General features: G+C 66.2%; 24 protein-coding genes, 1 tRNA gene, 1 pseudogene and 1 riboswitch. Of the genes and pseudogenes, 9 read left to right on the top strand and 17 right to left on the bottom strand.

The annotated features are described in order from the left end of the window. Nucleotides 1-3 precede the first annotated feature (3 nt). The 3 genes from GPL20_RS17555 to GPL20_RS17565 all read left to right on the top strand — a co-directional run bounded on the left by GPL20_RS17555 (nucleotide 4) and on the right by GPL20_RS17565 (nucleotide 1,885). Entirely contained in the window at nucleotides 4-921 is a 918-nt protein-coding gene (locus GPL20_RS17555; RefSeq protein ID WP_157330769.1) for an extracellular catalytic domain type 1 short-chain-length polyhydroxyalkanoate depolymerase, read from the top strand. Nucleotides 922-1,055: 134 nt separating this feature from the next. Beyond that, the gene (locus GPL20_RS17560) at nucleotides 1,056-1,406 is read left to right on the top strand and encodes a RidA family protein (RefSeq protein ID WP_027575148.1); all 351 of its coding nucleotides are present in this window, start codon (nucleotides 1,056-1,058) and stop codon (nucleotides 1,404-1,406) included. Between the two features lie 113 nt (nucleotides 1,407-1,519). Next, nucleotides 1,520-1,885 carry a nuclear transport factor 2 family protein gene (locus GPL20_RS17565; protein ID WP_157330770.1) on the top strand — a complete coding sequence of 122 codons (366 nt, stop codon included), beginning with the start codon at nucleotides 1,520-1,522 and terminating at the stop codon, nucleotides 1,883-1,885. A 204-nt stretch (nucleotides 1,886-2,089) separates the two neighbouring features. On the opposite strand, the gene GPL20_RS17570 is transcribed toward GPL20_RS17565, so the two are convergent. From GPL20_RS17570 to GPL20_RS17625, 12 genes are all read right to left on the bottom strand, one after another. Further along, entirely contained in the window at nucleotides 2,090-2,938 is an 849-nt protein-coding gene (locus tag GPL20_RS17570) for an amidohydrolase family protein (protein WP_157330771.1), read from the bottom strand. Between the two features lie 3 nt (nucleotides 2,939-2,941). Next, the gene (locus GPL20_RS17575) at nucleotides 2,942-3,919 is read right to left on the bottom strand and encodes an aldo/keto reductase (protein WP_157330772.1); all 978 of its coding nucleotides are present in this window, start codon (nucleotides 3,917-3,919) and stop codon (nucleotides 2,942-2,944) included. 104 nt (nucleotides 3,920-4,023) lie between these two features. After that, a complete protein-coding gene (locus GPL20_RS17580) occupies nucleotides 4,024-4,956 on the bottom strand; it encodes a sugar-binding protein (RefSeq protein ID WP_157330773.1) in 933 nt (310 codons plus the stop codon). A gap of 92 nt (nucleotides 4,957-5,048) precedes the next feature. Next, nucleotides 5,049-6,131 carry an ABC transporter permease gene (locus GPL20_RS17585; protein ID WP_157330774.1) on the bottom strand — a complete coding sequence of 361 codons (1,083 nt, stop codon included), beginning with the start codon at nucleotides 6,129-6,131 and terminating at the stop codon, nucleotides 5,049-5,051. Further along, complete coding sequence (locus tag GPL20_RS17590; protein ID WP_373568249.1) at nucleotides 6,131-6,892, bottom strand: ATP-binding cassette domain-containing protein; 762 nt, start codon at nucleotides 6,890-6,892, stop codon at nucleotides 6,131-6,133. Before GPL20_RS17590 ends, GPL20_RS17585 begins: the two co-directional genes overlap by 1 nt. A gap of 12 nt (nucleotides 6,893-6,904) precedes the next feature. Then, nucleotides 6,905-8,227 carry a xylose isomerase gene (xylA, locus tag GPL20_RS17595; RefSeq protein ID WP_254125735.1) on the bottom strand — a complete coding sequence of 441 codons (1,323 nt, stop codon included), beginning with the start codon at nucleotides 8,225-8,227 and terminating at the stop codon, nucleotides 6,905-6,907. After that, nucleotides 8,228-9,682: a xylulokinase gene (gene xylB, locus GPL20_RS17600; protein WP_254125733.1), complete on the bottom strand. Its 1,455-nt coding sequence runs from the start codon at nucleotides 9,680-9,682 to the stop codon at nucleotides 8,228-8,230. It abuts the gene before it with no gap. Between the two features lie 94 nt (nucleotides 9,683-9,776). Further along, complete coding sequence (locus GPL20_RS17605) at nucleotides 9,777-10,820, bottom strand: LacI family DNA-binding transcriptional regulator (protein WP_157330775.1); 1,044 nt, start codon at nucleotides 10,818-10,820, stop codon at nucleotides 9,777-9,779. A 75-nt stretch (nucleotides 10,821-10,895) separates the two neighbouring features. Further along, a complete protein-coding gene (locus GPL20_RS17610) occupies nucleotides 10,896-11,369 on the bottom strand; it encodes a GNAT family N-acetyltransferase (RefSeq protein WP_167533074.1) in 474 nt (157 codons plus the stop codon). 2 nt (nucleotides 11,370-11,371) lie between these two features. Beyond that, a complete protein-coding gene (locus tag GPL20_RS17615; protein WP_157330776.1) occupies nucleotides 11,372-11,884 on the bottom strand; it encodes a GNAT family N-acetyltransferase in 513 nt (170 codons plus the stop codon). Further along, the gene (locus GPL20_RS17620; protein WP_157330777.1) at nucleotides 11,884-12,465 is read right to left on the bottom strand and encodes a helix-turn-helix domain-containing protein; all 582 of its coding nucleotides are present in this window, start codon (nucleotides 12,463-12,465) and stop codon (nucleotides 11,884-11,886) included. The genes GPL20_RS17615 and GPL20_RS17620 overlap by 1 nt, the downstream gene beginning before the upstream one ends. 185 nt (nucleotides 12,466-12,650) lie before the next feature. Continuing rightward, a tRNA-Gly gene (locus GPL20_RS17625) sits at nucleotides 12,651-12,724 on the bottom strand. A gap of 174 nt (nucleotides 12,725-12,898) precedes the next feature. On the opposite strand from GPL20_RS17625, the pseudogene GPL20_RS17630 reads away from it, so the two are divergent. From GPL20_RS17630 to GPL20_RS17650, 5 genes and pseudogenes are all read left to right on the top strand, one after another. Continuing rightward, a pseudogene (locus GPL20_RS17630) lies at nucleotides 12,899-13,476 on the top strand (methylated-DNA--[protein]-cysteine S-methyltransferase). A 9-nt stretch (nucleotides 13,477-13,485) separates the two neighbouring features. Next, complete coding sequence (locus GPL20_RS17635; RefSeq protein ID WP_157330778.1) at nucleotides 13,486-14,325, top strand: helix-turn-helix transcriptional regulator; 840 nt, start codon at nucleotides 13,486-13,488, stop codon at nucleotides 14,323-14,325. A 55-nt stretch (nucleotides 14,326-14,380) separates the two neighbouring features. Continuing rightward, nucleotides 14,381-14,740 carry a VOC family protein gene (locus tag GPL20_RS17640; RefSeq protein ID WP_167533075.1) on the top strand — a complete coding sequence of 120 codons (360 nt, stop codon included), beginning with the start codon at nucleotides 14,381-14,383 and terminating at the stop codon, nucleotides 14,738-14,740. 182 nt (nucleotides 14,741-14,922) lie between these two features. After that, nucleotides 14,923-15,324 carry an SRPBCC family protein gene (locus GPL20_RS17645; protein WP_157330780.1) on the top strand — a complete coding sequence of 134 codons (402 nt, stop codon included), beginning with the start codon at nucleotides 14,923-14,925 and terminating at the stop codon, nucleotides 15,322-15,324. A gap of 113 nt (nucleotides 15,325-15,437) precedes the next feature. After that, nucleotides 15,438-15,923, top strand: coding sequence for a hypothetical protein (locus GPL20_RS17650; protein ID WP_167533076.1), 486 nt, complete (start codon nucleotides 15,438-15,440; stop codon nucleotides 15,921-15,923). Here the strand turns inward: GPL20_RS17650 and GPL20_RS17655 are convergent. The 4 genes from GPL20_RS17655 to GPL20_RS17670 form a co-directional block, all read right to left on the bottom strand. Continuing rightward, complete coding sequence (locus GPL20_RS17655; RefSeq protein ID WP_157330782.1) at nucleotides 15,920-17,362, bottom strand: MATE family efflux transporter; 1,443 nt, start codon at nucleotides 17,360-17,362, stop codon at nucleotides 15,920-15,922. The genes GPL20_RS17650 and GPL20_RS17655 overlap by 4 nt on opposite strands. Nucleotides 17,363-17,885: 523 nt before the next feature. Further along, nucleotides 17,886-18,938, bottom strand: a complete 1,053-nt coding sequence (locus tag GPL20_RS17660; RefSeq protein ID WP_157330783.1) for a hypothetical protein — start codon at nucleotides 18,936-18,938, stop codon at nucleotides 17,886-17,888. Nucleotides 18,939-19,042: 104 nt separating this feature from the next. Continuing rightward, nucleotides 19,043-19,456, bottom strand: a complete 414-nt coding sequence (locus tag GPL20_RS17665; RefSeq protein WP_157330784.1) for a PAS domain S-box protein — start codon at nucleotides 19,454-19,456, stop codon at nucleotides 19,043-19,045. A gap of 113 nt (nucleotides 19,457-19,569) precedes the next feature. After that, a complete protein-coding gene (locus tag GPL20_RS17670) occupies nucleotides 19,570-20,706 on the bottom strand; it encodes a 2'-deoxycytidine 5'-triphosphate deaminase (protein ID WP_157330785.1) in 1,137 nt (378 codons plus the stop codon). A gap of 80 nt (nucleotides 20,707-20,786) precedes the next feature. Then, a riboswitch (SAM riboswitch) is annotated at nucleotides 20,787-20,866 on the top strand. A gap of 74 nt (nucleotides 20,867-20,940) precedes the next feature. On the opposite strand from GPL20_RS17670, the gene GPL20_RS17675 reads away from it, so the two are divergent. Continuing rightward, nucleotides 20,941-22,128: an O-succinylhomoserine sulfhydrylase gene (locus tag GPL20_RS17675; RefSeq protein ID WP_167533078.1), complete on the top strand. Its 1,188-nt coding sequence runs from the start codon at nucleotides 20,941-20,943 to the stop codon at nucleotides 22,126-22,128. A gap of 75 nt (nucleotides 22,129-22,203) precedes the next feature. Here GPL20_RS17675 and GPL20_RS17680 read toward each other — a convergent pair whose 3' ends face one another. Continuing rightward, the gene (locus GPL20_RS17680; RefSeq protein WP_157330787.1) at nucleotides 22,204-23,202 is read right to left on the bottom strand and encodes a GDSL-type esterase/lipase family protein; all 999 of its coding nucleotides are present in this window, start codon (nucleotides 23,200-23,202) and stop codon (nucleotides 22,204-22,206) included. Nucleotides 23,203-23,211 lie beyond the last annotated feature (9 nt).

Raw genomic sequence — 23,211 nt, forward strand, 5'->3', positions numbered from 1 at the left:
ACCATGCGGCGGTGGATGCAGATCGGGGCGCTTCTCGCTGCATTGGCCGCAGCCTCGGTCGCATCCGCCGATACGATCGATGTCGATGGCGCGAAGCGTTCCTACACCGCGCAACTGCCGGCGAAAAAGCCTGCGCCGCTCGTCATCGTGCTTCATGGCAAGACCCAGCGCGGCGCCGACATGGTCGCGCGGACAGCCTGGCCGCAGGTCGCAAAGCGTGAAGGTTTTGCCGTGGTCTTTCCTGATGGCCTCAACCATGCCTGGGCCGATGCAAGGACCAAGGCGGGACCCGCGCTGCGTGGCCCGCCTCCGGGCACCGACGACGTCGCGTTCATTGCAAAGCTCGTCGAGAAGCTGGTGGCGAACGGGACGGCCGACCCGAAGCGCGTCTATGTCACCGGCATCTCCAATGGCGGCGCCATGGCGATGACGCTTGCTTGCGCCCGCGCCGACCTGTTTGCGGCGACAGCGAGCGTGGTCATGAACCTCACCGACGAGGCCGCGGTCACGTGCCATCCGTCGCGGCCGTTGCCGATGCTGATCATGAACGGCACAGCCGATCCGCTGGTCCCCTACGAGGGCGGACGCGGATCGAGCTATTTTGCCGCAGACGGGTTCTGGTCGACCGACGAGACGCTGGCCTTCTGGCGCAAGCTCAATGGCTGCGAGACCGACGACGCCAGCGTGACGGAGCTGCCTGGCAGGGCGCCCGCAGACCAGTCCACGGTCACGCGAATCTCCTCGCACTGTCCCAAAGGCCACGATGTCGTGCTCTATCGCATCAACCATGGCGGCCATCGCATGCCCGGCTTCGCGCCGGATGCGCGCTTCCCGAAGGTCGCAACCAGCCTGCTCGGGCCACGGAACGGCGACATCGACGGCGCCGAGACGATCTGGACTTTTTTCAGTCAGTTTCCGTAGGCGACCGCTTGCGCGACGGGCAACGCACGCGCGCCCGGGCAACGCATGCGTGCCGGGCAACGCATGCGTGCCCGGGGTGGCACAGCGCGGGGCGCTGGGCTAGACAGGGCCGCCATTCCAGCAGGAGATCCCCAATGAGCATTCAGCGTTTTGAAACCGGCCCGCGCATGAGCCAGGTCGTCGTGCACGGCAACACCGTCTATCTCGCCGGTGTAGTTGCGAACAAGGCCGCCGGCGAAAGCGTGACGAAGCAGACCCAGGACATCCTGGCGACCATCGACGGCCATCTCGCCAAGGCCGGCACCGACAAGTCGAAGCTGCTTTCGGCCACGATCTACATCACCGACATGAAGACGTTCGGCGAGATGAACGCGGTGTGGGACGCCTGGGTGTCGCCCGGCAACACCCCGGCCCGCGCCACCGTCGAGGCCAAGCTGGCGGCGCCGCAATACACCGTCGAGATCATGGTGACCGCGGCGAAGTAGTTTCGCGACGATATTTCACGCGCGCCGATGACCTCCGAGGTAATCGATCGGCGCGCGTGAACCTTCGATAGTCGGGTCAGCCGGACAACACGGCGCCATCGAAGGAGAGCACCATGACCGATCCCGTCACCATCGCCCGCCGTTACATCGATCTCTGGAACGAGCGCACGACAAGCCGCCGGCGCGAACTGCTCAGCCAGAACTGGACGGCGGATGCGAGCTATGTCGATCCCCTGATGAAGGGCGACAGCCTGGACGGCATCGACGCGCTGATCGCCGGCGTGCAGCAGCGCTTTCCCGATTTCAAATTCAAGCTGATCGGCGAGCCCAACGGCTACGGCGACCATGTGCGCTTCTCGTGGGGGCTTGGTCCTGACGGCGTCGACAGCCCGATCAAGGGGACGGATTTTGCCGTGCTGAAGGACGGACGGATCAGGAGCGTCACCGGATTTCTGGATCAGGTGCCCGCGGCGGCGTGAGAGGCGCTCCTCAATCTCCGCTGTCGTCCCGGCCTAGTGCGCAATTGCGCACGGGGCGCCGGGACCCATACCGCGTGATCTCTCGATCGCGAAAGGCGGAAGTACCGAACGACCGATCTTCGCCAAACTGCTCCCTGGGGGTATGGGTCCCTGCTTTTCGCAGGGACGACACCTGTGGTTGGGCGCGAGCTTTGCGCCCTCACATTAGCCCGCGGCCAACCGGTACGCAGCCTTGGCATTCACCCCGAACGCCTTCTCCCGCACACCCGCGCCGAGCTTCGCCAGACACGCCTCCAGCGCGCCCTTGATCTCGCCGTAACTCCCCGCAAGCAGGCACACCGGCCAGTCGGAGCCGAAGATCAGGCGATCCTCGCCGAAACATTTGGCGGCATGCTCGACAAACGGAAACAGCCGCTCCGCATCCCAATCGTCCCATTTCGCCTCGGTCGCCAGGCCCGAGACCTTGCACCAGACATTGCCGCATGCCGCGAGCGCGGCGATGCGATCAGACCATTCAGCGCTGCCGCCATCGGCGATCGGCGGCTTGGCTGCGTGATCGAGCACGAAGCGCGCTTGCGGAAAGGCCTGAGCGGTTGCGATCGCGGCCGGCAGCTCACGGGTGCGGACGAGGAGATCGTAGGTGAGATCGCGAGCGAACACGGCGGTGAGGCCGCGCTGAACGTCTTCGCGCAGCAGCCAATCGGGATCGGCCTCGTCATGGACCTGGTGGCGGATGCCGACCAGCTTGTCACCGCCGGGCCAAGCCCGCAGCCGGTCGAGCGTGTCGCCGAGCGCACCGTCGGTCAGATCGGCCCAGCCGACGACGCCAATCACGGACGGTGTCGCATGCGCGATGCGCAAGAATTCCTCGGTCTCGACCAGCGCGGAGCGGCACTGCACCACGATGCTGGCGTCGATACCGTTGGCTTTCAGCAATGGCGCGAGATCGGCGGGACCGAAGGCGCGGCGGATGGGTGTGAGTTCGGGCGCTTCCATCCAGGGATAGTCGGCACGCGCCGGGTCCCAGAAATGCTGATGGCTGTCGATGACCATGCCTTACGCTCCGCCCGGCAGCGGCGCCCGCGGGTCGACGAGATTCCGCGCGCGCAGCTCCTGCCAGAAGGCCGGCGGCACCGCGCGCTCCGACATCGCCATGTTGTCGGACACTTCGGCGGCGTCGCGCGCGCCCATCACGGCGACCGTCACCGCCGGATGCGCCATGCAGAACTGGAGCGCGGCGGCCTTCAGCTCCGTGCCATGCTTGCGGCAGAGCTCGTCGAGCTCAATCGCACGCGCGATCAGAGACGCGTCGGCATCCTGATAGTTGAACTTCGCCCCGCTGTGCGGATTGGCCAGGATGCCGCTGTTGTAGATGCCGCCGAGCAGGATGCCGATGTTCTTTGCCTGGCAGACCGGGAACAGCGCGTCCAGCGCGCCCTGATCGAGCAGCGTGTAGCGCCCGGCGAGCAGGAAGCAATCAACAGGCACGGCCTCGGCAAAACGCACCAGCATCTCCGACTGGTTCATCCCGGCGCCGATGGCCTTGACCGTGCCCTCGCTGCGCAGACGCTGGAGCGCGCGGAAGGCGCCGTCGACGGCGTCGTCATGGTGATCATCGGGATCATGCACCAGCAAGACGTCGACGCGGTCGAGCCCGAGGCGCTCCAGGCTCTCCTCGACCGACCGCATCACGCCGTCATGACTGAAATCGAACACCGGCCGCTCGCGCGGCGTGCCCTTGTAGTGCTCGTCCTCGGCGGCCGCGCCGTCGGGCGCGCGCAAGAGTCGCCCGACCTTGGTCGAGATGACGTAGGAGTCGCGCGGCTGTTGCCGAAGGAACGCACCGAGCCGCCGCTCGGCCAGGCCAAAGCCGTAGAGCGGCGCCGTATCGAAGAAGCGGATTCCGAGCGACCAGGCACGTTCGACCGTCGCTTGCGCATCGACATCGCTGACGGGGGTGAACAATCCGCCTAGCGGGGCGGAACCGAGGCCGATTGAAGTGACGTCGAGGGAGCCGAGCCGCGACCGTTTCATTCCATTGCCTTCCAACACTCTTCCTTCCGACGTCCGGATCATCCCTCCCGCTTGCAAAATTCGCAAGCGGGAGGGCACGCAGGAGCGCGGGGCTGGCGGCGCTCCTACTTCAGCATCTGCGCGACGTTGTCCTTGGTCACGAGATCGAGGCCGGTGTAGACGATCTCCGGCACCTTCTCGCCTTTCTTGATGGCGAGCAGCGTGTCCATCGCCTTCTCGCCCATCTCGAACGGGCGCTGGCCGACCAGCGCATTGGCATAGCCGTCGCGCAGCAGCTCGAGCTGCATCCTCAGCGTATCGGCGACCACGAGCGTGAACTTGCCGGAATCGATGTCCTTCTTGTTCCTGGAGGCGAATGCCTTGAAGCCTTCGGGAGCAAACATCGGCCAGCCGCCGATCGGAACGATGGCGGCAAGGTCCGGCGTTGCCGTGCGCATGTCCGTCATCTGCTGGACCGCCAGCGCGGGATCATCGTTGCAGAAGGTCGGGGATCCCGCGACCTCGGTCCATTTCGAACCCTTCAGCGCCTCGCGGACGCCGTCGACGCGCTCGGCGAGATTCTTGGCGCCGGGACCGCCCGAGACCATCGCGTATTTGCCGCCATCGGGTCGCATCTTCGCGAGCTGCTTGCCGAGTGCGACACCGAACTCCTTGTTGTTGGTGCCGATATAGGCGATGCGCTTGGAGCCCGGTGCGTCCGCGTCGAAGGTGATGACGGGGATGCCCGCCGCCGTCGCAGCCTCGATCGACTTGGTCATCGCCGCCACATCGGCGACCGAGATGGCAAGGCCGTCGACCTTCTGGGTGACGAAGTCCTGGATGATCTGGGCCTGCGTCGCCGGCTCGTGCTCGACCGGTCCCTTGTAGATGCATTCGATGTTGCCGAGCTCCTTGGCACGCTTCAGGCAGCCGTCACGTGCAAAGTCGAAGAACGGATTGTTCATCGCCTTGGGCACGATGACGAAGCGGTAGTTCGCGGCAAACGCCGGCGTTGCCATCAGCGCGACGGCGATGCCGGCAAGAAGAAGTTTCCTCATTGTCTCCTCCACTTTCTCTGGCGCCCGTCCTGTCAGAAGCTCCGGGAAGCGGACGGGCGACATTTTCGTTGCCCTCCCGGAACGACGTCACGTCAGGTCATCCGCGAGCGGATGCGATCGACCAGCACGGCCAGGATGATGATCACGCCCACCAGCGTCTGCTGCCAATAGGAGCTGACCTGCGCCAGCACGAGACCGTTGCGAATCACTTCCAGCAGCACGCAGCCGACGATGGCCCCCAGCGGACCGCCGATGCCGCCGGCGAGGTTGGCTCCGCCGATGACGGCCGCGGCGATCACGTTGAGCTCGTAGGACGTCGCCATGTTGGCGGGCGCCGAACCGAGCCAGCCGGAGATGATGATGCCCTGGAGGCCCGCGGCAAGCGCGCAGATCACATAGACCTCGATCTTCACCCGCACCACGGGGATGCCGGTGAGTTCGGCCGCCTTCTCGTTACCGCCGAGCGCGAAGACGTGGCGGCCGAACGAGGTGTGGTGCAGCACCACTGCCATCGCCAGCGCGAGGATCACCAGATAGATGAACGGCACCGGCAGGCCGAGCACGTCGCCCGAGGTGAGCGCGTAGAAGTAGTCGGCATCCGGCCCACCGGGAAAACTGCCGCGGCCGTTGGAGACGACATAGCCGAGCCCGCGCACGATCGAGAGCATGCCGAGCGTGGTCACGAAGGGCGACAGGCCGAGCACTGCGATGCAGAAGCCGTTGACGAGGCCGGCGACCAGCGCGACGCCGAGGCCCGCGAGCATCGAGACCAGCAGGATCAGCCCGGGCACGTTGGCAATAACGGTCTTGCCGTCGGCCGCCATGTGCACGAACAGGGAGCCTGCAGGCGAGCCGGGCGCCGACAGCTCGGTCATGACCATCGAGGTGATCATGGCCGAGAAGCACATCATCGAGCCGACCGAGAGATCGATGCCGCCGGTGATGATGACGAAGGTGACGCCGAGCGTCGCAATGGCGATGAAGGAGAAGTTCTTCGCCACGTTCTGCATGTTGCCTTCGGTGAAGAAGTACGGGCTGGCGAAATGCATGATCACCAGCAGCACCGCCAGCGCGAGCAGGACGTAGCCGGTCTGCGTGGCGAAGATGCCGCGCTGCCACCATCTGATCCGGCCGACATTGGTGAAGCTGATCGGGGATTCCATGGGCATGGCCATCACGCCGCCTCCTTCGCGCCGGTGATCAGGGCGGTGACTTCCTCAGGCGACGTCTCGTGGATCGACTTGTCGGCGCGCTTCTCGCCGCGGCGCATGACGACCACACGGTCGCACACCGCGAAGACGTCGGGCATGCGATGCGAGATCAGCATCACGGCGACGCCCTGCTCCTTCAGCCGGTGGATCAGGCCGAGCACCTGCTCGACCTGGCGGACCGAAATCGCGGCCGTGGGCTCGTCCATCATCACCAGCCGCGCATTGGAGAGCCGTGTCCGCGCGATCGCCACCGCCTGGCGCTGGCCGCCCGACATCTGCTTGACGAGATCGCCGGGGCGCGTCTCCGAGCGCAGTTCGCCGAACAGCTCCAGGGCGCGCGCCGCCATCGCCTTGTGGTCGAGCAGGGCGAGCGGGCCGAACCTGCGCTTCAGCTCGCGGCCGAGGAAGACATTGGCCGCTGCCGTCAGGTTGTCGGCGAGCGCAAGGTCCTGGTAGACGACCTCGATACCGACGGCGCGGGCATCGACCGGGCGGCTGAAATGGACCGCATTGCCGGCAAATCGGATCTCACCATGGGAGGGGCGGAAATTGCCGGCGATGATCTTGACCAGCGTCGACTTGCCCGCCCCGTTGTCGCCCATCAGGCCGACCACCTCGCCGGGGAAGACCTGCATGTCGACGTCGTGCAGCGCGCGGATGGCGCCGAACTCCTTGCCGATGCCGGTCAGTTCGAGGACCGGCTCTATCGTTGCTTGACCTGCCATCAGCTGCCTCGCTCAGATATAGCGGTTGACCAGGGATTCCAGATATTCCTGCCGGCCCGAACGTGGCTGCGGGTCGAAGCCGGAGCCGAGCGCACGATCAGCGAGATCGGCGAGCGAACGCTGGCCGCCGAGAATGGCGCGGCCCTCGGGGCCGGCCCATCCCTCGTAGCGCGTGGCGAGCGGCGTGGTGAGCGCGCCGGCGTCGAGCATGTCGGCGGCGGCGAGGAAAGCGCGCGCGCAGGCATCCATCGAGCCGACATGGGCATGGATCAGGTCGTCCGGATCGATCGACTGACGGCGGATCTTGGCGTCGAAATTGAGCCCGCCCGTGGTGAAACCGCCGCGGTTCAGGATCTCGTGGAACACCAGGGTCAGCTCGGGCACGTTCATCGCGAACTGGTCGGTGTCCCAGCCGAGCAGATCGTCGCCGCGGTTGATGTCGAGCGAGCCGAAAACGCCCAGCGCCTCGGCCAGCGCGACCTCGTGATGGAATGAGTGGCCGGCGAGGATGGCGTGGTTCTGCTCGATGTTGAGCTTGACGTCCTTCAGAAGATCGTAGCGCGCGAGGAAGCCGTAGCAGGTGGCGACGTCGAAGTCATATTGATGCTTGGTCGGCTCCTTCGGCTTCGGCTCGATCAGGATCGGGCCCTTGAAGCCGATCTTGTGCTTGTGCTCGACGACCAGCGAGACGAAGCGGCCGAGCTGATCGAGCTCACGCTTGAGATCGGTGTTGAGCAGCGTCTCGTAGCCTTCGCGCCCACCCCACAGCACGTAGTTCTGGCCGCCGAGCCGGTGCGTCACCTCCAGCGCGGCGCGAACCTGACCGGCGGCATAGGTGAAGATATCCGGGTCCGGATTGGTGGCGGCGCCGGCCATGTAGCGGCGATGCGTGAACAAATTGGCGGTACCCCAGAGCAGGCGTACCTTGCTCGCAGCCATCTTCGCCTCGAACAGATCCGCGATCGCGTTGAGGTTGGCGACGGACTCGGCGAGCGAGGCGCCTTCCGGCGCAGCATCGACGTCATGGAAAGCGAAGAACGGCACGTCCAGCAGGCGGAACAGCTCGAAGGCGACATCGGCCTTGGCCCGCGCCAGCGCCATCGCATCGGTGCCGTGATGCCAGGGCCGCAGGAACGTCTCGCCGCCGAAGGGATCGCCGCCCGGCCAGCACAACGAATGCCAGTAGCACACCGCGAAGCGCAGGTGATCTTCCAACCTGCGGCCATGCACGATGCGGTCCTTGTCGTACCAGCGGAACGCGAGCGCGTTTTCCGCATCCATGCCGGCAAAGGCGACAGGCGTGCTGGCCTCGAAGAATTTGGCTGACGCGTTCACTTAGACAGACTCCTTCAATGCGGGATAAAGCGCGCGCCACCGGCGATAGGCCTCGTCATAGGCCGCAGCGACGGTTGCACGGGGCGCGAATGTCGCGAGCCGCCGCGGACGGGTGCAGACGTCCGTGGGGGCTTCGCCGGTCACGGCGAGCCGGCCGAGTCGCGCGGCGCCGAGCGCCGCCCCGACCTCGCCTTCCTCGACACGGTGGACGGGGATGCCGAGCACGTCGGCGCAGATCTGGGCCCAGAGCTGTGAGCGCGAGCCGCCGCCAACGAGATCGACTTCAGTGATCGGCCCGCTCGCTGCGCTCAGCGCCGCCAAATTGTCGCGCGCGGCGAAGGCGACGCCTTCGAGCACGGCCTGCACGATCTCGCTCCGGCCGGCCGCACCGCGCAAGCCAACGAAGGCGCCGCTCGCGGCGGCATCGTTGTGCGGCGTGCGCTCGCCGTCGAGATAGGGCAGGAATTTGATGGGGCTCGGTCCGCCGACGCGTTCACCGAGCGGAGCCAGGAGCGCGGCGGCCGGCATCTCCATCACGCCGGAGAGCCAGGCCAGCGAGGCCGCAGCCGACAGCATCACGCCCATCTGGTGCCAGAGGCCGGGCAGCGCGTGGCAAAAGGCGTGAACGGCCGAGGCCGGCGCCGGCGCGAAGCGATCGGTGACGCGGAACAGCACACCGGACGTGCCCAGCGACAGGAAGGCATCGCCGGGCGCGATCGCGCCGAGCCCGATCGCGCTCGCCGCATTGTCGCCGGCGCCGCCCGCGACCACGACCTCTTTCGCCATGCCCCAGCGCTGCGCGTATTCCGGCGCAAGCACCGCGCTCACCGCGCTGCCCTCGACGAGGCGTGGCATGTGATGCAGATCCAGCCCGGTGGCATGCAGCAGCAGGGCCGACCAGCGGCGCAGACCGACATCGAGCCACAGCGTGCCCGCGGCGTCGGACATATCCTCGACCATTTCGCCGGTGAGGCGATAGCGGACATAAGCCTTCGGCAGCAGCACCTTTGCAAGGCGCCCGAAGGTTTGCGGCTCGTGCCGCGCGACCCAGAGCAATTTCGGCGCGGTGAAGCCAGGCATCGCCAGATTGCCGGCGATCGTGTGCAGCGACGGACAGCGCCGCTCCAGCGCGACGCATTCAGCCTGCGAGCGGCCGTCGTTCCAGAGAATGGCGGGACGCAGCGGGCGGCCATCCTCGCCAAGCAGGGTCGCGCCGTGCATCTGGCCGGATAGCCCGATGCCGCGCACCTGCGCGACCTCGCGCGGATGGCGGGCGGCGAGATCGTCGACCGCGCCGATCGCGGCATCGACCCAGGCGTCGGGATCCTGCTCGGACCACAGCGGCGCGGGATGCGAGAGCGCAAGCTCACGCGCCGCGGTCGCGAAAACCGCGCCAGCTTCGCTCACGAGCACCGCCTTCACACCGGACGTGCCGATGTCCATCCCGAGATACACGCCACCCTCCCTTTTTGCCGGTCGCGCCGTGCGATCTTGCGTCGCCTCTTCCACAACCGGCCGCCTCGAATTTCGCGCCGTTGAGCCCATCGGCCTACGGCAGATTGTCCCGCATCACGATGTCGATCCTGATCTTCTCCTGTTCGCGCAAGATCGGCTCGCCGCGGGCGAGCGCGAGCAGCACGCGCACGGCGGCACGCGCTTCATGGCCCGGGTTCTGCGAGATCGCGGCATCCATCACGCCCTGCAGCAGCAGCCGCCGCGTCAGCGCCGTGACGTCGTGCCCGACGAACACCACCTGCTTGTCGCGGCCCGAATCGCCCAACGCCTTGGCGACGCCTTGCGTGCCAGCGCCGACGTTATAAAGGCCGACAATGTCAGCCTGCCTGCTGAGCAGGCGCGCCAGGAGCTGCTCGGAACGGTCGTCCTCGTCGCGCCCCTCCAGCACCGGCAGCACATCGAGTCCCGGAAATTCCGACGCCATCACCTGGTTGAAGCCGAAGATGCGCTCGGCATGGTCGCGCAGACCCTGCGATCCCGCGACGATCGCAACCTTGCCGGACCTCTGGCCGACCAGTCGCCCGACCAGGGCGCCTGCGGCGCGCCCCGCGGCAATATTGTCGATGCCGACATAATGGTGGCGGCGCGACGACGGCACGTCCGAGACCAGCGTGACCACCCTGGTGCCGGCATCGACGAGATCGTTGATCGCGGCCCGGACGCCGGGATGGTCGAGCGCCACCACCGCGACACCGTCGTAATCGCCCGACAGCGCCTCCAGCGAAGCGGCGAGCACGGAGTGGTCGAACACATCGGTTGCGACCATCTCGACGCTGAGACGGCGGGCCGAGAGCCATGCCGCCATCTCGCCGAGATAGGCCTCGATCTGCTGCATGAAGGGATTTGGTCCCGAGGGCATTACGAAGGCGAAGCGGCGGGCACGGCCGCGGGCGAGCTCGGCGGCAGCCACGTGCGGCTGGAACGAATTGCGCTCGATCGCCTCCTTCACCCGCCGGACCGTGTCCGGCCGCACGCCGGGGCGGTTGTGCAGGACGCGATCCACCGTCGCGAGGCTCACGCCCGCCTCGCGGGCGATATCCTTCAGCGTCAGCGCAGTCGCGGTGAGGGTCTCGGCCATGCCTGAAGGCTAGCAGAGGTGTTTTGAGGTACGCAACTCATTTTGGGGAGGGATCGACGATTTCGAAGCTGGGCGCTATCGCCCCGCCGGCGCCGAGATATCCAGCGTCAGGAAAAGGCTGTTGGAATCCTCGGCATAACCCTCGAACGGGCCGCAGAGGACGAAGCCATGCGCCTGGTAGAGCGCGTGCGCCGGCTTGAAATAGTCCCACGACCCGGTCTCCAGGCTGAGCCGCTCCAAGCCGCGCGCGCGGGCCTCCGCGATGATGTGGCGGAGCATCTGGCCGGCAAAGCCGCGCCGCCGCGCGGCCTGAAGCGTATGCATCGACTTCACCTCGCCATGGGTTGCCGAAAGCGTCTTCAGCGCACCGGTGGCGACCAGCGTCTCGCCGTCCCAGCCGGTCCAGAACGCGATGTCCGGCGCACGAAGCCCGGAGAGATCGAGCGCGTGCGCACTGCCCGGCGCGGTCTGCGCCCGCGCAGCCGTGACGTGATGGTCGAGCAGCACGATGACGCGCGGATCATGGGTGTCGCCAATGCGGATCTGCATGGTCAGGGCCTCACATCACTCACAAGCCGCTTCTGCATGAAGACGAGATCGAGCCAGCGGCCGAACTTGCAGCCGACCTCCGGCATGCGGGCGACCTCGGCGAAACCGAGCGAGGCGTGCAAGCCAATCGAGGCGGCGTTGCCGGCATCGATGCCGGCAATCATGGCGTGCTTGTTCATCGCGGTGGCGCGCTCGATCAGCGCGGCGACGAGACTGCGGCCGACGCCGAGCCGATGATGCCGCTCGTCGACATAGACCGAATTCTCCACAGTGTGGCGATAGCCGGGAAAGGGGCGGAAATCGCCGAAGGATGCGAAGCCGACGACATCCCGGCCCCTCATGGCGACCAGGACCGGATAGCCCGCCTGCCGCCGCGCGGACATCCACTCGCGCCGCGAAGCGAGGTCGGCCGGGCCGTCGGTCCAGACCGCCGTGGTATTGATCGCGGCGAAATTGTAGATGGCGAGGATATCGGCCGCATCCTCCATCGTCGCATCCCGCACGATCAACGACATCACATTCTTCCGTAAGAGGTGCCGCGCCGCGTGATGATGACGTAGCGCGCGTCGTGCCTGGTTTCGTTCTCGAAGGTCACCGCACGCATGACGTCGAAGTCGAAGCAGTCGCCTTCGCGCAGGCGCACCGTCTTGGCGTCGATATGCACGGCGATCGTACCCTCCAGCATCAGAAGCTGTTGGGTGAAGGCGTTGCGGCCCCAGGGGCTGTAAGGCACCCGCGCCCCGGCCGGCAGGTCCACGACGATGATCTCGATGCCGCTTGCCGCATCCATCGGCGAGGCATGGCGCCGCCGGTAGCCGCTGTCGGGATCACGCCAATGCGGCTGGTCGGCAAGCCGCATCAGGCGCTCCGGCGGCTTCTCCGCCAGCGCGACGACGTCGCTCAGCGAGACGTCGAGCGCCGCGCAGAGCTTGTTGAGCAGCGAAGCCGTGGCGCTGCTCTGCGCCCGCTCCACCCGCCCGATCATGGCTCGGCTGACACCGGAGCGTGCAGCCAATTCATTCAGCGTCATGCCGGCCTGCGTCCTCAACGTCTTCAAGCGGCGACCAATCGCCCGGTCGAGTTTCTGCTGGTCCATGTGTTTGGTCCTGGCCTTCATCCAAACGTCGCGGGACAACCGGACCGACCCGCCAGGGCAGGAGAAGCTTAAGCCGGGTGAGGTGCGCGTGCCGGGATCGAAGGGCTAATATATTAGAATCTTCGTGCGGCGCGCGAGCGCATGCTCGCGCGACTGGATCGAATGAACCGGCTGTCGGGAAAATTTGGAGCGGGCGAAGGGAATCGAACCCTCGTATGCAGCTTGGGAAGCTGCCGTTCTACCATTGAACTACGCCCGCGGCGTGCGCTTTGCGCCCGTCCTGATTAGCCGAGACGGCGCCTCGCGCCAAGCGGTTTGGCGCACCCGGCCCGATGCTTCTTAACGTTTTGGCAAGATTCCAGGTGCGCCGGATTGTGGCGGTGTTATGATTGCTGCCGGGTTGAGGAACGTGCAGTGAGCGGGGCGTGTGCGCATGGTGGGGCGTGCTTACGCGGTATTCGACACGGCCATAGGCCGTTGCAGCATCATCTGGAGCAGCACCGGCGTGGTCGCCGTGCAATTGCCGGAGGCGCGGGAGATCGACACCCGCCGCCGGATTTTCCAGGCCTATCCCGACGCGCGCGAGCAGCAGCCACCGCTCAACACCGAGCTTGCGATCGAGGGCATCGTCGGCCTCCTGCAAGGCAGCGACCCCGATTTTTCCGATGTCAGCCTGGATGCCGGCGGTGTGCCCGCGTTCCACCGGCGCGTCTACGAGCACACCTGCACGATCCCGCGCGGGGAGACGCGTACCTATCACGAGATCGCCAAGGCGCTGGGCGCGTCCAGCGCTGCGCATTCGGTGGCGCAGGCGATCGCCAGGAATCCCTACATGCTGATCGTGCCCTGCCACCGTGTGCTGGAGGCCGGAAACACACCGACCGACTCTCGCCCTACGGCGGGGTGATCTCCAAGCGGCGGCTGCTGGCGCTCGAGGGCGCCCATCCGGTCGCCAGCAAGACGCTGTTCGAGGTGCTGCTGCCCGTTGCTCCGCCCCGCGCGCCTACCTAGATAGGTGGCATGGACGCGACCACGCTGCTGACGACACCCTCGATGACCGTCTCCGAGTTTCGCTGCGATGCGGGACCCGACGATACGCCGTTTGCCGAATGCCGCACCGGCCATTCCATCGCCTATGTCCGCGCGGGCAGCTTTGGTTGCCATTGCCGCGCCGGCTTCTTCGAGCTGGTGGCGGGCTCGATGCTGGTCGGCGCCCCCGGCGAGGAATACACCTGCACGCACGAGCACGTGTCCGGCGACGTCTGCCTGTCCTTCTTCCTCAGCGGCGACCTGGTCGATGCCCTCGGCGCAAGGCGCGAGGTTTGGCAGGTCGGTGCGACGCCGCCTCTGCCGGAGCTGATGGTGCTGGGCGAGCTCGCCCAGACGGCGGCAGATGGCAGGAGCGACATCGGCCTCGACGAGGTCGGACAGATCCTGGCCGGCCGCTTCGTCGATGTGGTTTCGGGCAAGGCGCGCAAGCCGGCCGCACCCACCGCGCGCGACCGTCGCCGCGCAGTCGAAGCCGCGCTGTGGATCGACGACAATTCGCATGCCGAGGTCGACCTTGAACAGGCTGCAAAGCAGGCGGGCCTCAGCTCGTTCCATTTCCTGCGGCTGTTCTCGGCCGTGCTCGGCGTCACCCCGCATCAATATCTGGTGCGCTCGCGCCTGCGACACGCGGCGCGCCTGCTCACCGAGGACGACATCGCGGTGACCGACGTCGCTTATGACGTCGGCTTCGGCGATCTATCCAATTTCGTCCGCACCTTCCACCGTGCCGCCGGCGTGTCGCCGACGAAGTTCCGGCAGGCGTCGAAGGGGGAGCGCAAGATTCTCCAAGAGCAGCTCGCCCTCAACTGAATAGGTTCGTTTCCGGCGCGCGCCACTTTCGGCGCGCTTTGCAATGGAGACGACCATGTATGATCACATCGGACTGCGCGTTGCCGACCTCGACGCCGCCACGCGCTTCTACACCGCGGTGCTGGCCCCGCTCGGCTATGTCCTCTGCTCCAGCGGCGATGGCTATGCCGGCTTAGGACCGAAGGGCGAGCCGGCGCTGTGGCTGCACCTGAACAAGGGACGCAAGGCCGACGGCGCCCACATCGCCTTCCGCGCCAAGGACCACGACGCGGTCAAGGCGTTCCACAGCGAAGGCCTGAAGAGCGGCGGCCGCGACAATGGCGGCGCCGGCCCGCGCAAGGATTACAGCCCGACCTACTATGCGGCGTTCCTGGTCGATCCCGACGGCAACAATGTCGAGGCGGTTTGTACGTGAGCGTCAGCCGCTAGCTCCGTCATTGCGAGGAGCCCTTGCGACGAAGCAATCCAGACCTCCTCTGAGGAGACATCTCTGGATTGCTTCGCGGAGCCCGTCATCGGGCCGCGCTTCGCGCGGACCCGTTGGCTCGCAATGACGATGTTTGTGGCAACCGATGTAACCAAATCAAGGACACTGTCATGGCCTCCATCCACAACGACATTCCCCTCCCCGCTCCCGCGCACGAGGTCTGGGACGCGGTGCGCGATTTCGGCGCGCTGCACCAGCGGCTGGTGCCGGGCTTCGTCACCGCCTGCACGCGCGACGGCGATGCGCGCATCGTCACCTTCGCCAATGGTTCGGTGGCGCGCGAGGTGCTGATCGACTGCGACGATGCGCGGCAGCGCCTCGTCTATGCCATCAACAACGAGCGGCTGAGGCATTACAGCGCCTCGGTGCAGGTGATCGCCGAGGGCGAAGCGCGGTGCCGCCTCGTCTGGATCATCGACATGCTGCCGAACGAGCTTGCACCTTATGTCCAGGGGCAGACGAAGGAAGCTGTGATCGCCATGCACAAGGCATTTCCGCCGTCGGCGGCCTGATCTGCCTCTGTGATTTTTCTCACAGAGTCCCCTCCTGGTCGGCCGTAACCATGGCGGCGTGCGTCCGGTTGGTTCCGCTCTCCCGGCGGAGCCACGCACGCGAGGAGCATGCCATGAGAGGTGCGGACAAGGTGATCTGCCAGGCAGCCGCCGTGCTGCTGTTGTTGTCGATTGCAAGCTCGCCGGCGAAAGCGCAGTTCGCGGGCTTTGGCGGTAGCGGCGCCGGCGGCGAGGACATGATGACCCAGATGGCGCCGATGCTGGAGATGATGAAGGCGAAGATGGGGAAGCGCCGCTTCGCCATCCTGATGCAGACCATGGGCCCGATGATGAGCCGGATGATGGAGAATGGCGGCGGCGGGCTCGGTGGCATGATGGGCGGCGGCAATTTCGGTGGCGGATTCGGCGCGCCCAATTACGGCGGCTACTCCTCGATGGGCGGAGGCGGCTATATGCCGACCGGGTTCGGCGGCATGGGTGGCGGCGACGTTATGGGCATGCTCGGAGGCAGCGGCGGCGACATGATGGCGATGATTCCGCAACTGATGCGGCTCGCCAATGTCGGTGGTGGCGGTCACCGCCGCCACAAGCGCCGCTAGTCTCCGGTCGAAAGAGCAGGCCTGATCACAGCTGTCGACCCGCGCGGTCCCCAGCGGGTCAGCACCACGCTGAAGCACGAGAGCAGGCCGAGCATGACCATCGAGCTTGCGGCCAGCCAGAAGAAGCTCTGCGCGGTGGCATCATGCGTCGACAGCCACCAGCCGCAAGCGGCGCTGTAGATCAGCCGGGCGGTCTGCGCCAGCACCGGGCCGATCACCTTGGCGGCGCCTTGCGACGAGAAATACATCGTCGTTGCAAGGCCGAAGAAGGCGTAGAACGGCCCGACCGTCGAGAGATATTGATGGCTTGCCGCGCGCACGGCCACGTTGTCGGTGAAAATGTTGACCCAGAGATCGGGGAAGATCGCAACGAGGCACGCCGGCGCGCCGACCGCCACGAAAGCGGTGACACCGGCGATCCAGGCGATGCGCCGGGCGCGCGCGACGCAGCCCGCGCCGATCGCCATCCCGACCATCGGCACACAGGCGATGCCGAACGAGAACGCGATCGAGGTCAGCAGGAATTCCAGCCGCGCGCCGACGCCGTAGCCGGCGAGGATCGCGGTGCCGAATTTCGCCAGCATGTGGGTGAAGATCGAGATGGTCAGCACCGATTGCAGTGGCGAGAAGCAGGCGATGGCGCCGACCTTCAGGATGTCGAAGAACATCGCCCATTGGATGCGCAGGCCACGCAGCTTCGGCACCACGCGCGCGCGGCCCGAAAACAGGTACCAGCTCATCACGCCGATATTGGCAGTATAGGCCATCAGCGCGCCGGCAGCGACGCCGCGCATGCCGAATTGCGGGACAGGGCCAAGGCCGAGGCCGAGCGTGCCGCCGAGCAGGATCTGCCACACCGCCGAATTCAGCATCAGCAGCGAAGGCAGCTTCATGTTGCCGGTGCCACGCAACACGCCGGCCATAGTGTTGAGCAGCCACGGCAGCACCGCGCCGCCGAAAAACACCTGGGTGTAGGCGATGGCCTGTGTCAGCACATTGCCGCGGCCGCCGAGCAACTCGAGCAGGCGCGGCCCGAAGACCAGCATGCCGACCATGAACACGAGGCCGAAACTGATGCCAATCAGCAGCGCATGTGCGGCAAGCGTACCGGCGCGCTCGCGGTCGCCTGCGCCGAGCGCGCGTGCGATGGCCGAGGCCACCGCGCCGCCCATGGCGCCGCCGGACATCGTCATCATCAGGATCACGCAAGGGAACACCAGCGCCATCGCCGCCAGCGACTCGACGCCGAGCCGACCGATATAGGAGGTCTCCGCGATCACCACGCAGGTGCCGGCCGACAACCCGATCACATTCGGCCAGGCGAGGCTGAGCAGCGTGCGCAGGATCGGGCCATCGGTCAGCGCGCTTTTTTCCGGCTGCGGAGGCGACGGCAGCGGACGCTCCTGTTCATCGACCGGGACTTCGGCGATGTCGGACATTTCCTCTCCCGGGCACAAGCGCCATTTGCGGCGCGGCAATGATTAGGTGTGCCAATCGATTTCTTCGCGCGAAAGGCGCGGCGAGGGCTTGTTAGCACGCGGCGCCGCGTTTCCTCCTGCGCCGGGCGCAGGCGTGCCCTGCGGCAGCGCATTTCAACAGGTGGAATTGCGGATCTCCCTTCTCCCTCTCCCCGTTCTTACGGGGAGAGGGCTGGGGTGAGGGGCTGCTTTCGCTATCACGGTGACAGTTGGACTCGTGGAGGCTCCCCTCACCCGGATCGCATATGGGAGCGATTTCGCCTGTGGCCATCCTTCGAGACGCCCGCCGTTGGCGGGCCCTCAGGATGAGGATTGAGTGCGCGGCTGTAGTTTCAACGAGCACCGATGCTGCTTAGCCTCATCCTGAGGAGACCGCGAAGCGGTCGTCTCGAAGGACGAGGCGCGCGCTCAGGTCGTGCAAAATGCCATATGCGATTGCCCTGCCGCAGGCGGGGAGAGGCGACGTGCGCGGTGACAACGTGATCTATTCGATCGCCCACACCAGCGGCGGCCGGCCGCCTTTGGCCGGGCGCATGTGCACGCCGATGTGCCGGCCACATCCTGCAGCGAGGCCCTCGAACAATCCCTCCAGCACCTTGGCGCAGACGCGGTGATAATCGGCGACGTCATCCATCAGCTTCCAGCTCTGCTGGCGGATTTCGAAGCTGCCTTCGGATCGCGCCGTCTCGGCCACATCATCCTGCGCCGCGAACAGCGCGCTCAGGAACGATGCAAACTCGCTCGCACCGCCGCGGCTCGTCGACAGCGCCGCTGCGACTTCGTCAAAGTATTGCATCCCGATCAGCTTGCCCGTGAGGTGCAGCAGGTAGCCGGCGTCCTCCGGACCGAACAATTGCACCATCACGGGCGCAGCCGTGCGCACATATTCCATCGCGTAGTTGCGGTATGCCTTTTCCAGCCGCGGTTTTGGCCAGCTTGCGACAGGAAGAGCAGGCGCCGTCTTCGCGTCGAACAGCGGTGCCTCCAGATGCCGCGCGAAGACGAGGCGCTGATCCGGCTCTAGCGGATGATCGTATTGATGATAGTAGCCTTCAAGCCCGTCCTGGCCGTCGACGCTCTGCTTGGTGCAGACGAAGCCGAGGCGGAGATCGCCGAGCGCGACGCCGTTGTTGGCGTGCCAGCCGCGCAGCATCGCCCGCGAAACCTCGCCCGGCACGCCGCAGATCGCCGTGCCCTTCCAGATCCAGCGCGGCGGCGGATAGCGGATCCAGGCTTTTACGTCGCTCTCATACATGTATTCGACATGCACGCCGCCGATCCAGTTGGAGAGATAATGATATTGCGCGGCGGCGACCGCCGGCGGCAGATGGCTGAGGCCGAGCTTTTCCAGCCCCGGCAGGAAGCGCTCCTGCTGCTGGCGGCGAAACACGCGGAAGACGAACTCCGCCGCATCGGCTGTGCCGCGCCGCGTGACGACGGTGAGGATGAGGCCGGTGAAGTAGGCGTGGTAGAGGTCGGCGACCGCGCGCCAGCGCTTCCATTGGGCTTGCTGCGCGGGCTCTGATGCGGCGGTCATGTTCGCTCCCGATCATTGTTTTGATCGAGTGTGTCACTGGCTCCGGCGACAGGCAACATGACGCGCATGCAGGCCGCCCTGCACGGCGGCCCGCCAATTCCGCATCACGAATTTTGCGCCGCCTTGGCCGCGCGCTCGCGCTCGACGCGTTCCGTCACGTCGCGCGCCACCGCGACCGATCCTTGCACGGCACCGCCGGCGTCCCGCACCAGCGCGAAGGTCATCTCGATGTAGAGCTTGCGCCCGCTCTTGTGCAGCGCGCGCGTCAGCGTCGGCCGCCCCGCCAGCTTCATCGTTCCGCTCGCAAGCGCGGCCTCGAAGCCCTTCCAGTGTGCGGCGCGCAGATGTTCGGGAATGATCAGGTCGAGGTTCTGGCCAAGCGCTTCGTCCGCGGAGAAGCCGAACAGGGCGCTCGAAGCGCGATTCCAGCGCACGATCGTGCCGGAGCGATCGGAATAGATCAGTGCGTCAGCGACATCTTCGAGGATGTTTGTGTCGAGTTGGGATGCATCACTCATGTCGTCACCTCGGACGAAATGTAGCCCGGATGGAGCGCAGCGCAATCCGGGATCGTGCCACAAGTGAGAGTGTCCCGGATTGCGCTTCGCTCCATCCGGGCTGCGGGATCTCGCTACACCCGAAAATGCTTGCTCAGCTTCAGGCCCTGCGCCTGGTAGTTCGACCCGATGCGCTGGCCGTACATGGCGTCGGGGCGCGCGAGCATCTTCTCGTAGACCAGGCGGCCGACGATCTGGCCGTGCTCGAGGATGAACGGCACCTCGCGCGAACGCACCTCCAGCACGGCGCGCGCGCCTTGCCCGCCGGCGCCGGCATAGCCGAAGCCGGGATCGAAGAATCCGGCATAGTGCACGCGGAATTCGCCGACCAAGGGATCGAACGGCACCATCTCCGCGGCGTAGTCGGGCGGCACCTGCACCGCCTCTTTCGAGGCGAGGATGTAGAACTCGCCGGGATCGAGGATCAGGCTGCCGTCCGGACGGGCCGAGATCGGCTCCCAGAAATCCTCGACCGCATAGCCGGAGCGGCGGTCAACGTCGACGACGCCGGTGTGGCGCTTGGCGCGGTAGCCAACGAAGCCGTTTGCCTTTTCGCCGGACAGATCGACGGAGACGGCGACGCCGCCGGACAGATCGGCATCGTCGATGTCGACGAGGCGCTCGGCGGCATGCAAGCTGTCGAGCTCGTCGGCATTGAGAATGGCGTCGCCGGTGCGGAAGCGCACCTGCGACAGGCGCGAGCCTTCGCGCACCAGCACCGGAAACGTCTTCGGGCTGATCTCGGCATAGAGCGGGCCGTGATAGCCGGCGCCGATCATGTCGAAGCGGCGGGTGCCGTCGGCGATCACGCGGGTGAAGACGTCGAGCCGACCGGTCGAGCTCTTCGGGTTCGCGGCCGCGACGATCTCCGGCGGCAGCGCGAGGCTTTCCAGCAGCGGCACGATATAGACGCAGTTGGTCTCCAGCACCGCGCCGTCGGCGAGGCTGAACTCGTGCAGCTTCAACTCGTCGATGCGCTCGGCCACGGTGGCGCCAGGCCCCGGCAGGAAGCTGGCGCGGACCCGATAGGCGATGTCGCCGAGGCGCAAATCGAGGCTCGCCGGCTGGATCTGGCTTTCGACGAAGTCGTATGCGGGCAAGATCAGCCCCGCCTCCGCCATCGCCGCGATCATGCGGTCGGGCAGGATACCATTGGCGTCGGCGGCGACCGTGAACGTCAACCGGGGGTCCTCATCAGGGCTCAAATACATCCGGACATACGGGAAATACTAGCCTTTTACGGCTATCCGATGGACGCCTTGACGGAAAGGGCATTGCGGAATATGAGCATCACTTATCCCGTGGTGATTTGAGCCGGCCGGCTTGCAGCCACGTTAAATAAGTCGCTAAACAGGCCGGGGACCTCTGTGATCCCGGCCCGTGGAGTTATCCAGGCCGGTTTTTTTGTGACCGTTTTCGCGTCAACGGTCATGTCGGAGGTATCTATGTCGAAGTCGCCTGCCCCTTACCGCCCCGAAACCCGCCTGGTCCATTCCGGCACCCTGCGCTCGCAATATGGCGAGACGTCGGAGGCGCTGTTCCTGACCCAGGGCTATGTCTACAACAGCGCCGAGGAGTGCGAGGCGCGGTTCAAGGGCGAGGACCCCGGCTTCATCTATTCGCGCTACTCCAACCCCACCATCGCGATGTTCGAGCGCCGCATGATCGAGCTCGAGGGCGCCGAAGCCGCCCGCTCGGCGGCAACCGGCATGGCCGCGGTGACGACCGCGATCCTGGCGCCGCTGAAGGCCGGCGATCACGTGGTGGCCTCGCGGGCGCTGTTCGGCTCGTGCCTCTACGTCATTCAGGATCTGTTGCCGCGCTACGGCATCGAGACCACGCTGGTCGACGGGCTCGATCTCGACCAATGGCAGCGCGCCTTGAGGCCGAACACCAAGACATTCTTCCTGGAGAGCCCGACCAATCCGACGCTCGACGTGCTCGACATCCCCGGCATCGCCGAGATCGCGCACAAGGGCGGCGCGCGGCTCGTCGTCGACAACGTGTTCGCGACCCCGATCTGGCAAAGCCCGCTCGCGCTCGGCGCCGACGTCGTGGTCTATTCGGCGACCAAGCATATCGACGGCCAGGGCCGCTGCCTCGGCGGCATCATCCTCTCCTCGGAAGCCTTCATCGCCGAGCACATCCACAATTTCATGCGCCAGACCGGTCCGTCGATCTCGCCGTTCAACGCGTGGGTCCTGCTCAAGGGCCTGGAGACGCTGGGCGTACGCGTGCGGGCGCAGACCGACACCGCGGCCCACATCGCCGAGGTCTTGGCCAGCCATCCGAAGATCTCTCGCCTGGTCTATCCCGGCCGCGCCGATCATCCGCAGGCGGCGCTGGTGAAGAAGCAGATGCGCGGCGGCTCGACGCTGGTCGGCTTCGAGGTCAAGGGCGGCAAGGCCGCGGCGTTCCGCGTGCTCAACGCATTGAAGCTTGCGAAGATCTCGAACAATCTCGGCGACGCCAAGAGCCTCGTCACGCACCCGGCGACCACGACGCATCAGCGTCTGAAGCCGGAAGACCGCGCCGCGCTCGGCATCAGCGAGGGCTTCATCCGCTTCTCGACAGGGCTGGAGCATGCGGATGATCTGATCGAGGATCTGACGGCCGCGCTGGAGAAGGCGTGAAGGGTGAATGGCGAATAGGGAGTAGCGAATGGATCAGATTCCATTCGCTATTCGCCACTCACCATTCGCTCCACCTCACATCGGCCGGTACGTCCGCACGTCCGCCGGCACGTTCACACCGAGCTTGATCTGGCCGACGGAGCGGATGATGTCGTCGCCGAGGAGCTGGGCGAAGCAGGCATAGCCCCAGTCGTTCATGTGCAGGCCGTCGGCGATGACGAAGCTCTCGACCGGGATCGATTGATTCTCGTGCCAGTCGCGCATCACCTCGAAGCGCGGGAAGATGCCGACGTGACGCAGCTCGGCGACCTTGCCGAGCAGCTTCACCATCTTGCCAGCGCTCTCCTTGCGCTGGTTGACGGCCGGCGAATATTGCGGATCGACCAGCACGATGTCGGCACCGCCGGCGGCCTGGATGCGCGAGATGCCGTCCTCGACCAGTTTTGCGGTATCGCCGGGATCGAGGTTGCGGAGCACGGCGTTGGTGCCGACCTGCCAGATCACCATATCCGGATGCACGTCGATCACCTGCGTCTGGAGGCGCTTCATCATCTCGGGTGCGTCCTCGCCACCGACGCCGGCGTTAATGACGGTGATGTCGGCGGTCGGATATTGCCGGCGCAGCTGTGCGGCAAGACGGTTCGGATAGTTGAACTCGGGCGAGCTCGCGCCATAGCCCGCGGTCGACGACGAGCCGAACGCGACGATGACGACGGGCTGGCCGGCGACGAGCTTGCTTGCGACATGCGGCAGCGAGCCCATCGCCTTCGCGCCGCCCTTCGGGGCAAGGCATGGTACGCGGCTGAAGATGTCGCCGGCGGATTTCGCAACCTGCTTCACCTTGTCGATGGCGCGCGCGGTGATGCCGCGCTGCTCGGCGGGCGGCTGGCTGGTGGCGGCGACCGTGGTCTGCGACGGTGATGCGGGAGCGGGATTAGCGCTCTGCTGCGGAGCGGGCGTCGTCTGTGCAGCCTGCACCTGCGCGCGCGACGGCGAAGCGGGCGTCAGTACCAGCAGCGCCGCTGCGGACGCTGCCAGCCATGCCGTCAGGCAAAAAGGGCGGAGAGAACTCATTAACGCTAG

Origin of the sequence: Bradyrhizobium cajani (genome assembly GCF_009759665.1) — a bacterium.
Lineage (GTDB): Bacteria > Pseudomonadota > Alphaproteobacteria > Rhizobiales > Xanthobacteraceae > Bradyrhizobium > Bradyrhizobium cajani.

Bases quoted from the DNA above. Each gene is read 5' to 3' on its own strand.
- GPL20_RS17610 (WP_167533074.1), bottom strand. From the start codon at position 11,369: ATGCAGATCCGCATTGGCGACACCCATGATCCGCGCGTCATCGTGCTG.
- GPL20_RS17570 (WP_157330771.1), bottom strand. From the start codon at position 2,938: ATGGTCATCGACAGCCATCAGCATTTCTGGGACCCGGCGCGTGCCGAC.
- GPL20_RS17590 (WP_373568249.1), bottom strand. From the start codon at position 6,892: ATGGCAGGTCAAGCAACGATAGAGCCGGTCCTCGAACTGACCGGCATC.
- GPL20_RS17555 (WP_157330769.1), top strand. From the start codon at position 4: ATGCGGCGGTGGATGCAGATCGGGGCGCTTCTCGCTGCATTGGCCGCA.
- GPL20_RS17585 (WP_157330774.1), bottom strand. From the start codon at position 6,131: ATGGCCATGCCCATGGAATCCCCGATCAGCTTCACCAATGTCGGCCGG.
- GPL20_RS17655 (WP_157330782.1), bottom strand. From the start codon at position 17,362: ATGTCCGACATCGCCGAAGTCCCGGTCGATGAACAGGAGCGTCCGCTG.
- GPL20_RS17645 (WP_157330780.1), top strand. From the start codon at position 14,923: ATGGCCTCCATCCACAACGACATTCCCCTCCCCGCTCCCGCGCACGAG.
- GPL20_RS17620 (WP_157330777.1), bottom strand. From the start codon at position 12,465: ATGGACCAGCAGAAACTCGACCGGGCGATTGGTCGCCGCTTGAAGACG.
- GPL20_RS17670 (WP_157330785.1), bottom strand. From the start codon at position 20,706: ATGTATTTGAGCCCTGATGAGGACCCCCGGTTGACGTTCACGGTCGCC.
- GPL20_RS17575 (WP_157330772.1), bottom strand. From the start codon at position 3,919: ATGAAACGGTCGCGGCTCGGCTCCCTCGACGTCACTTCAATCGGCCTC.
- GPL20_RS17660 (WP_157330783.1), bottom strand. From the start codon at position 18,938: ATGACCGCCGCATCAGAGCCCGCGCAGCAAGCCCAATGGAAGCGCTGG.
- GPL20_RS17565 (WP_157330770.1), top strand. From the start codon at position 1,520: ATGACCGATCCCGTCACCATCGCCCGCCGTTACATCGATCTCTGGAAC.
- GPL20_RS17580 (WP_157330773.1), bottom strand. From the start codon at position 4,956: ATGAGGAAACTTCTTCTTGCCGGCATCGCCGTCGCGCTGATGGCAACG.
- GPL20_RS17560 (WP_027575148.1), top strand. From the start codon at position 1,056: ATGAGCATTCAGCGTTTTGAAACCGGCCCGCGCATGAGCCAGGTCGTC.
- GPL20_RS17680 (WP_157330787.1), bottom strand. From the start codon at position 23,202: ATGAGTTCTCTCCGCCCTTTTTGCCTGACGGCATGGCTGGCAGCGTCC.
- GPL20_RS17665 (WP_157330784.1), bottom strand. From the start codon at position 19,456: ATGAGTGATGCATCCCAACTCGACACAAACATCCTCGAAGATGTCGCT.
- GPL20_RS17675 (WP_167533078.1), top strand. From the start codon at position 20,941: ATGTCGAAGTCGCCTGCCCCTTACCGCCCCGAAACCCGCCTGGTCCAT.
- GPL20_RS17615 (WP_157330776.1), bottom strand. From the start codon at position 11,884: ATGTCGTTGATCGTGCGGGATGCGACGATGGAGGATGCGGCCGATATC.
- GPL20_RS17650 (WP_167533076.1), top strand. From the start codon at position 15,438: ATGAGAGGTGCGGACAAGGTGATCTGCCAGGCAGCCGCCGTGCTGCTG.
- GPL20_RS17605 (WP_157330775.1), bottom strand. From the start codon at position 10,820: ATGGCCGAGACCCTCACCGCGACTGCGCTGACGCTGAAGGATATCGCC.
- GPL20_RS17635 (WP_157330778.1), top strand. From the start codon at position 13,486: ATGGACGCGACCACGCTGCTGACGACACCCTCGATGACCGTCTCCGAG.
- GPL20_RS17640 (WP_167533075.1), top strand. From the start codon at position 14,381: ATGTATGATCACATCGGACTGCGCGTTGCCGACCTCGACGCCGCCACG.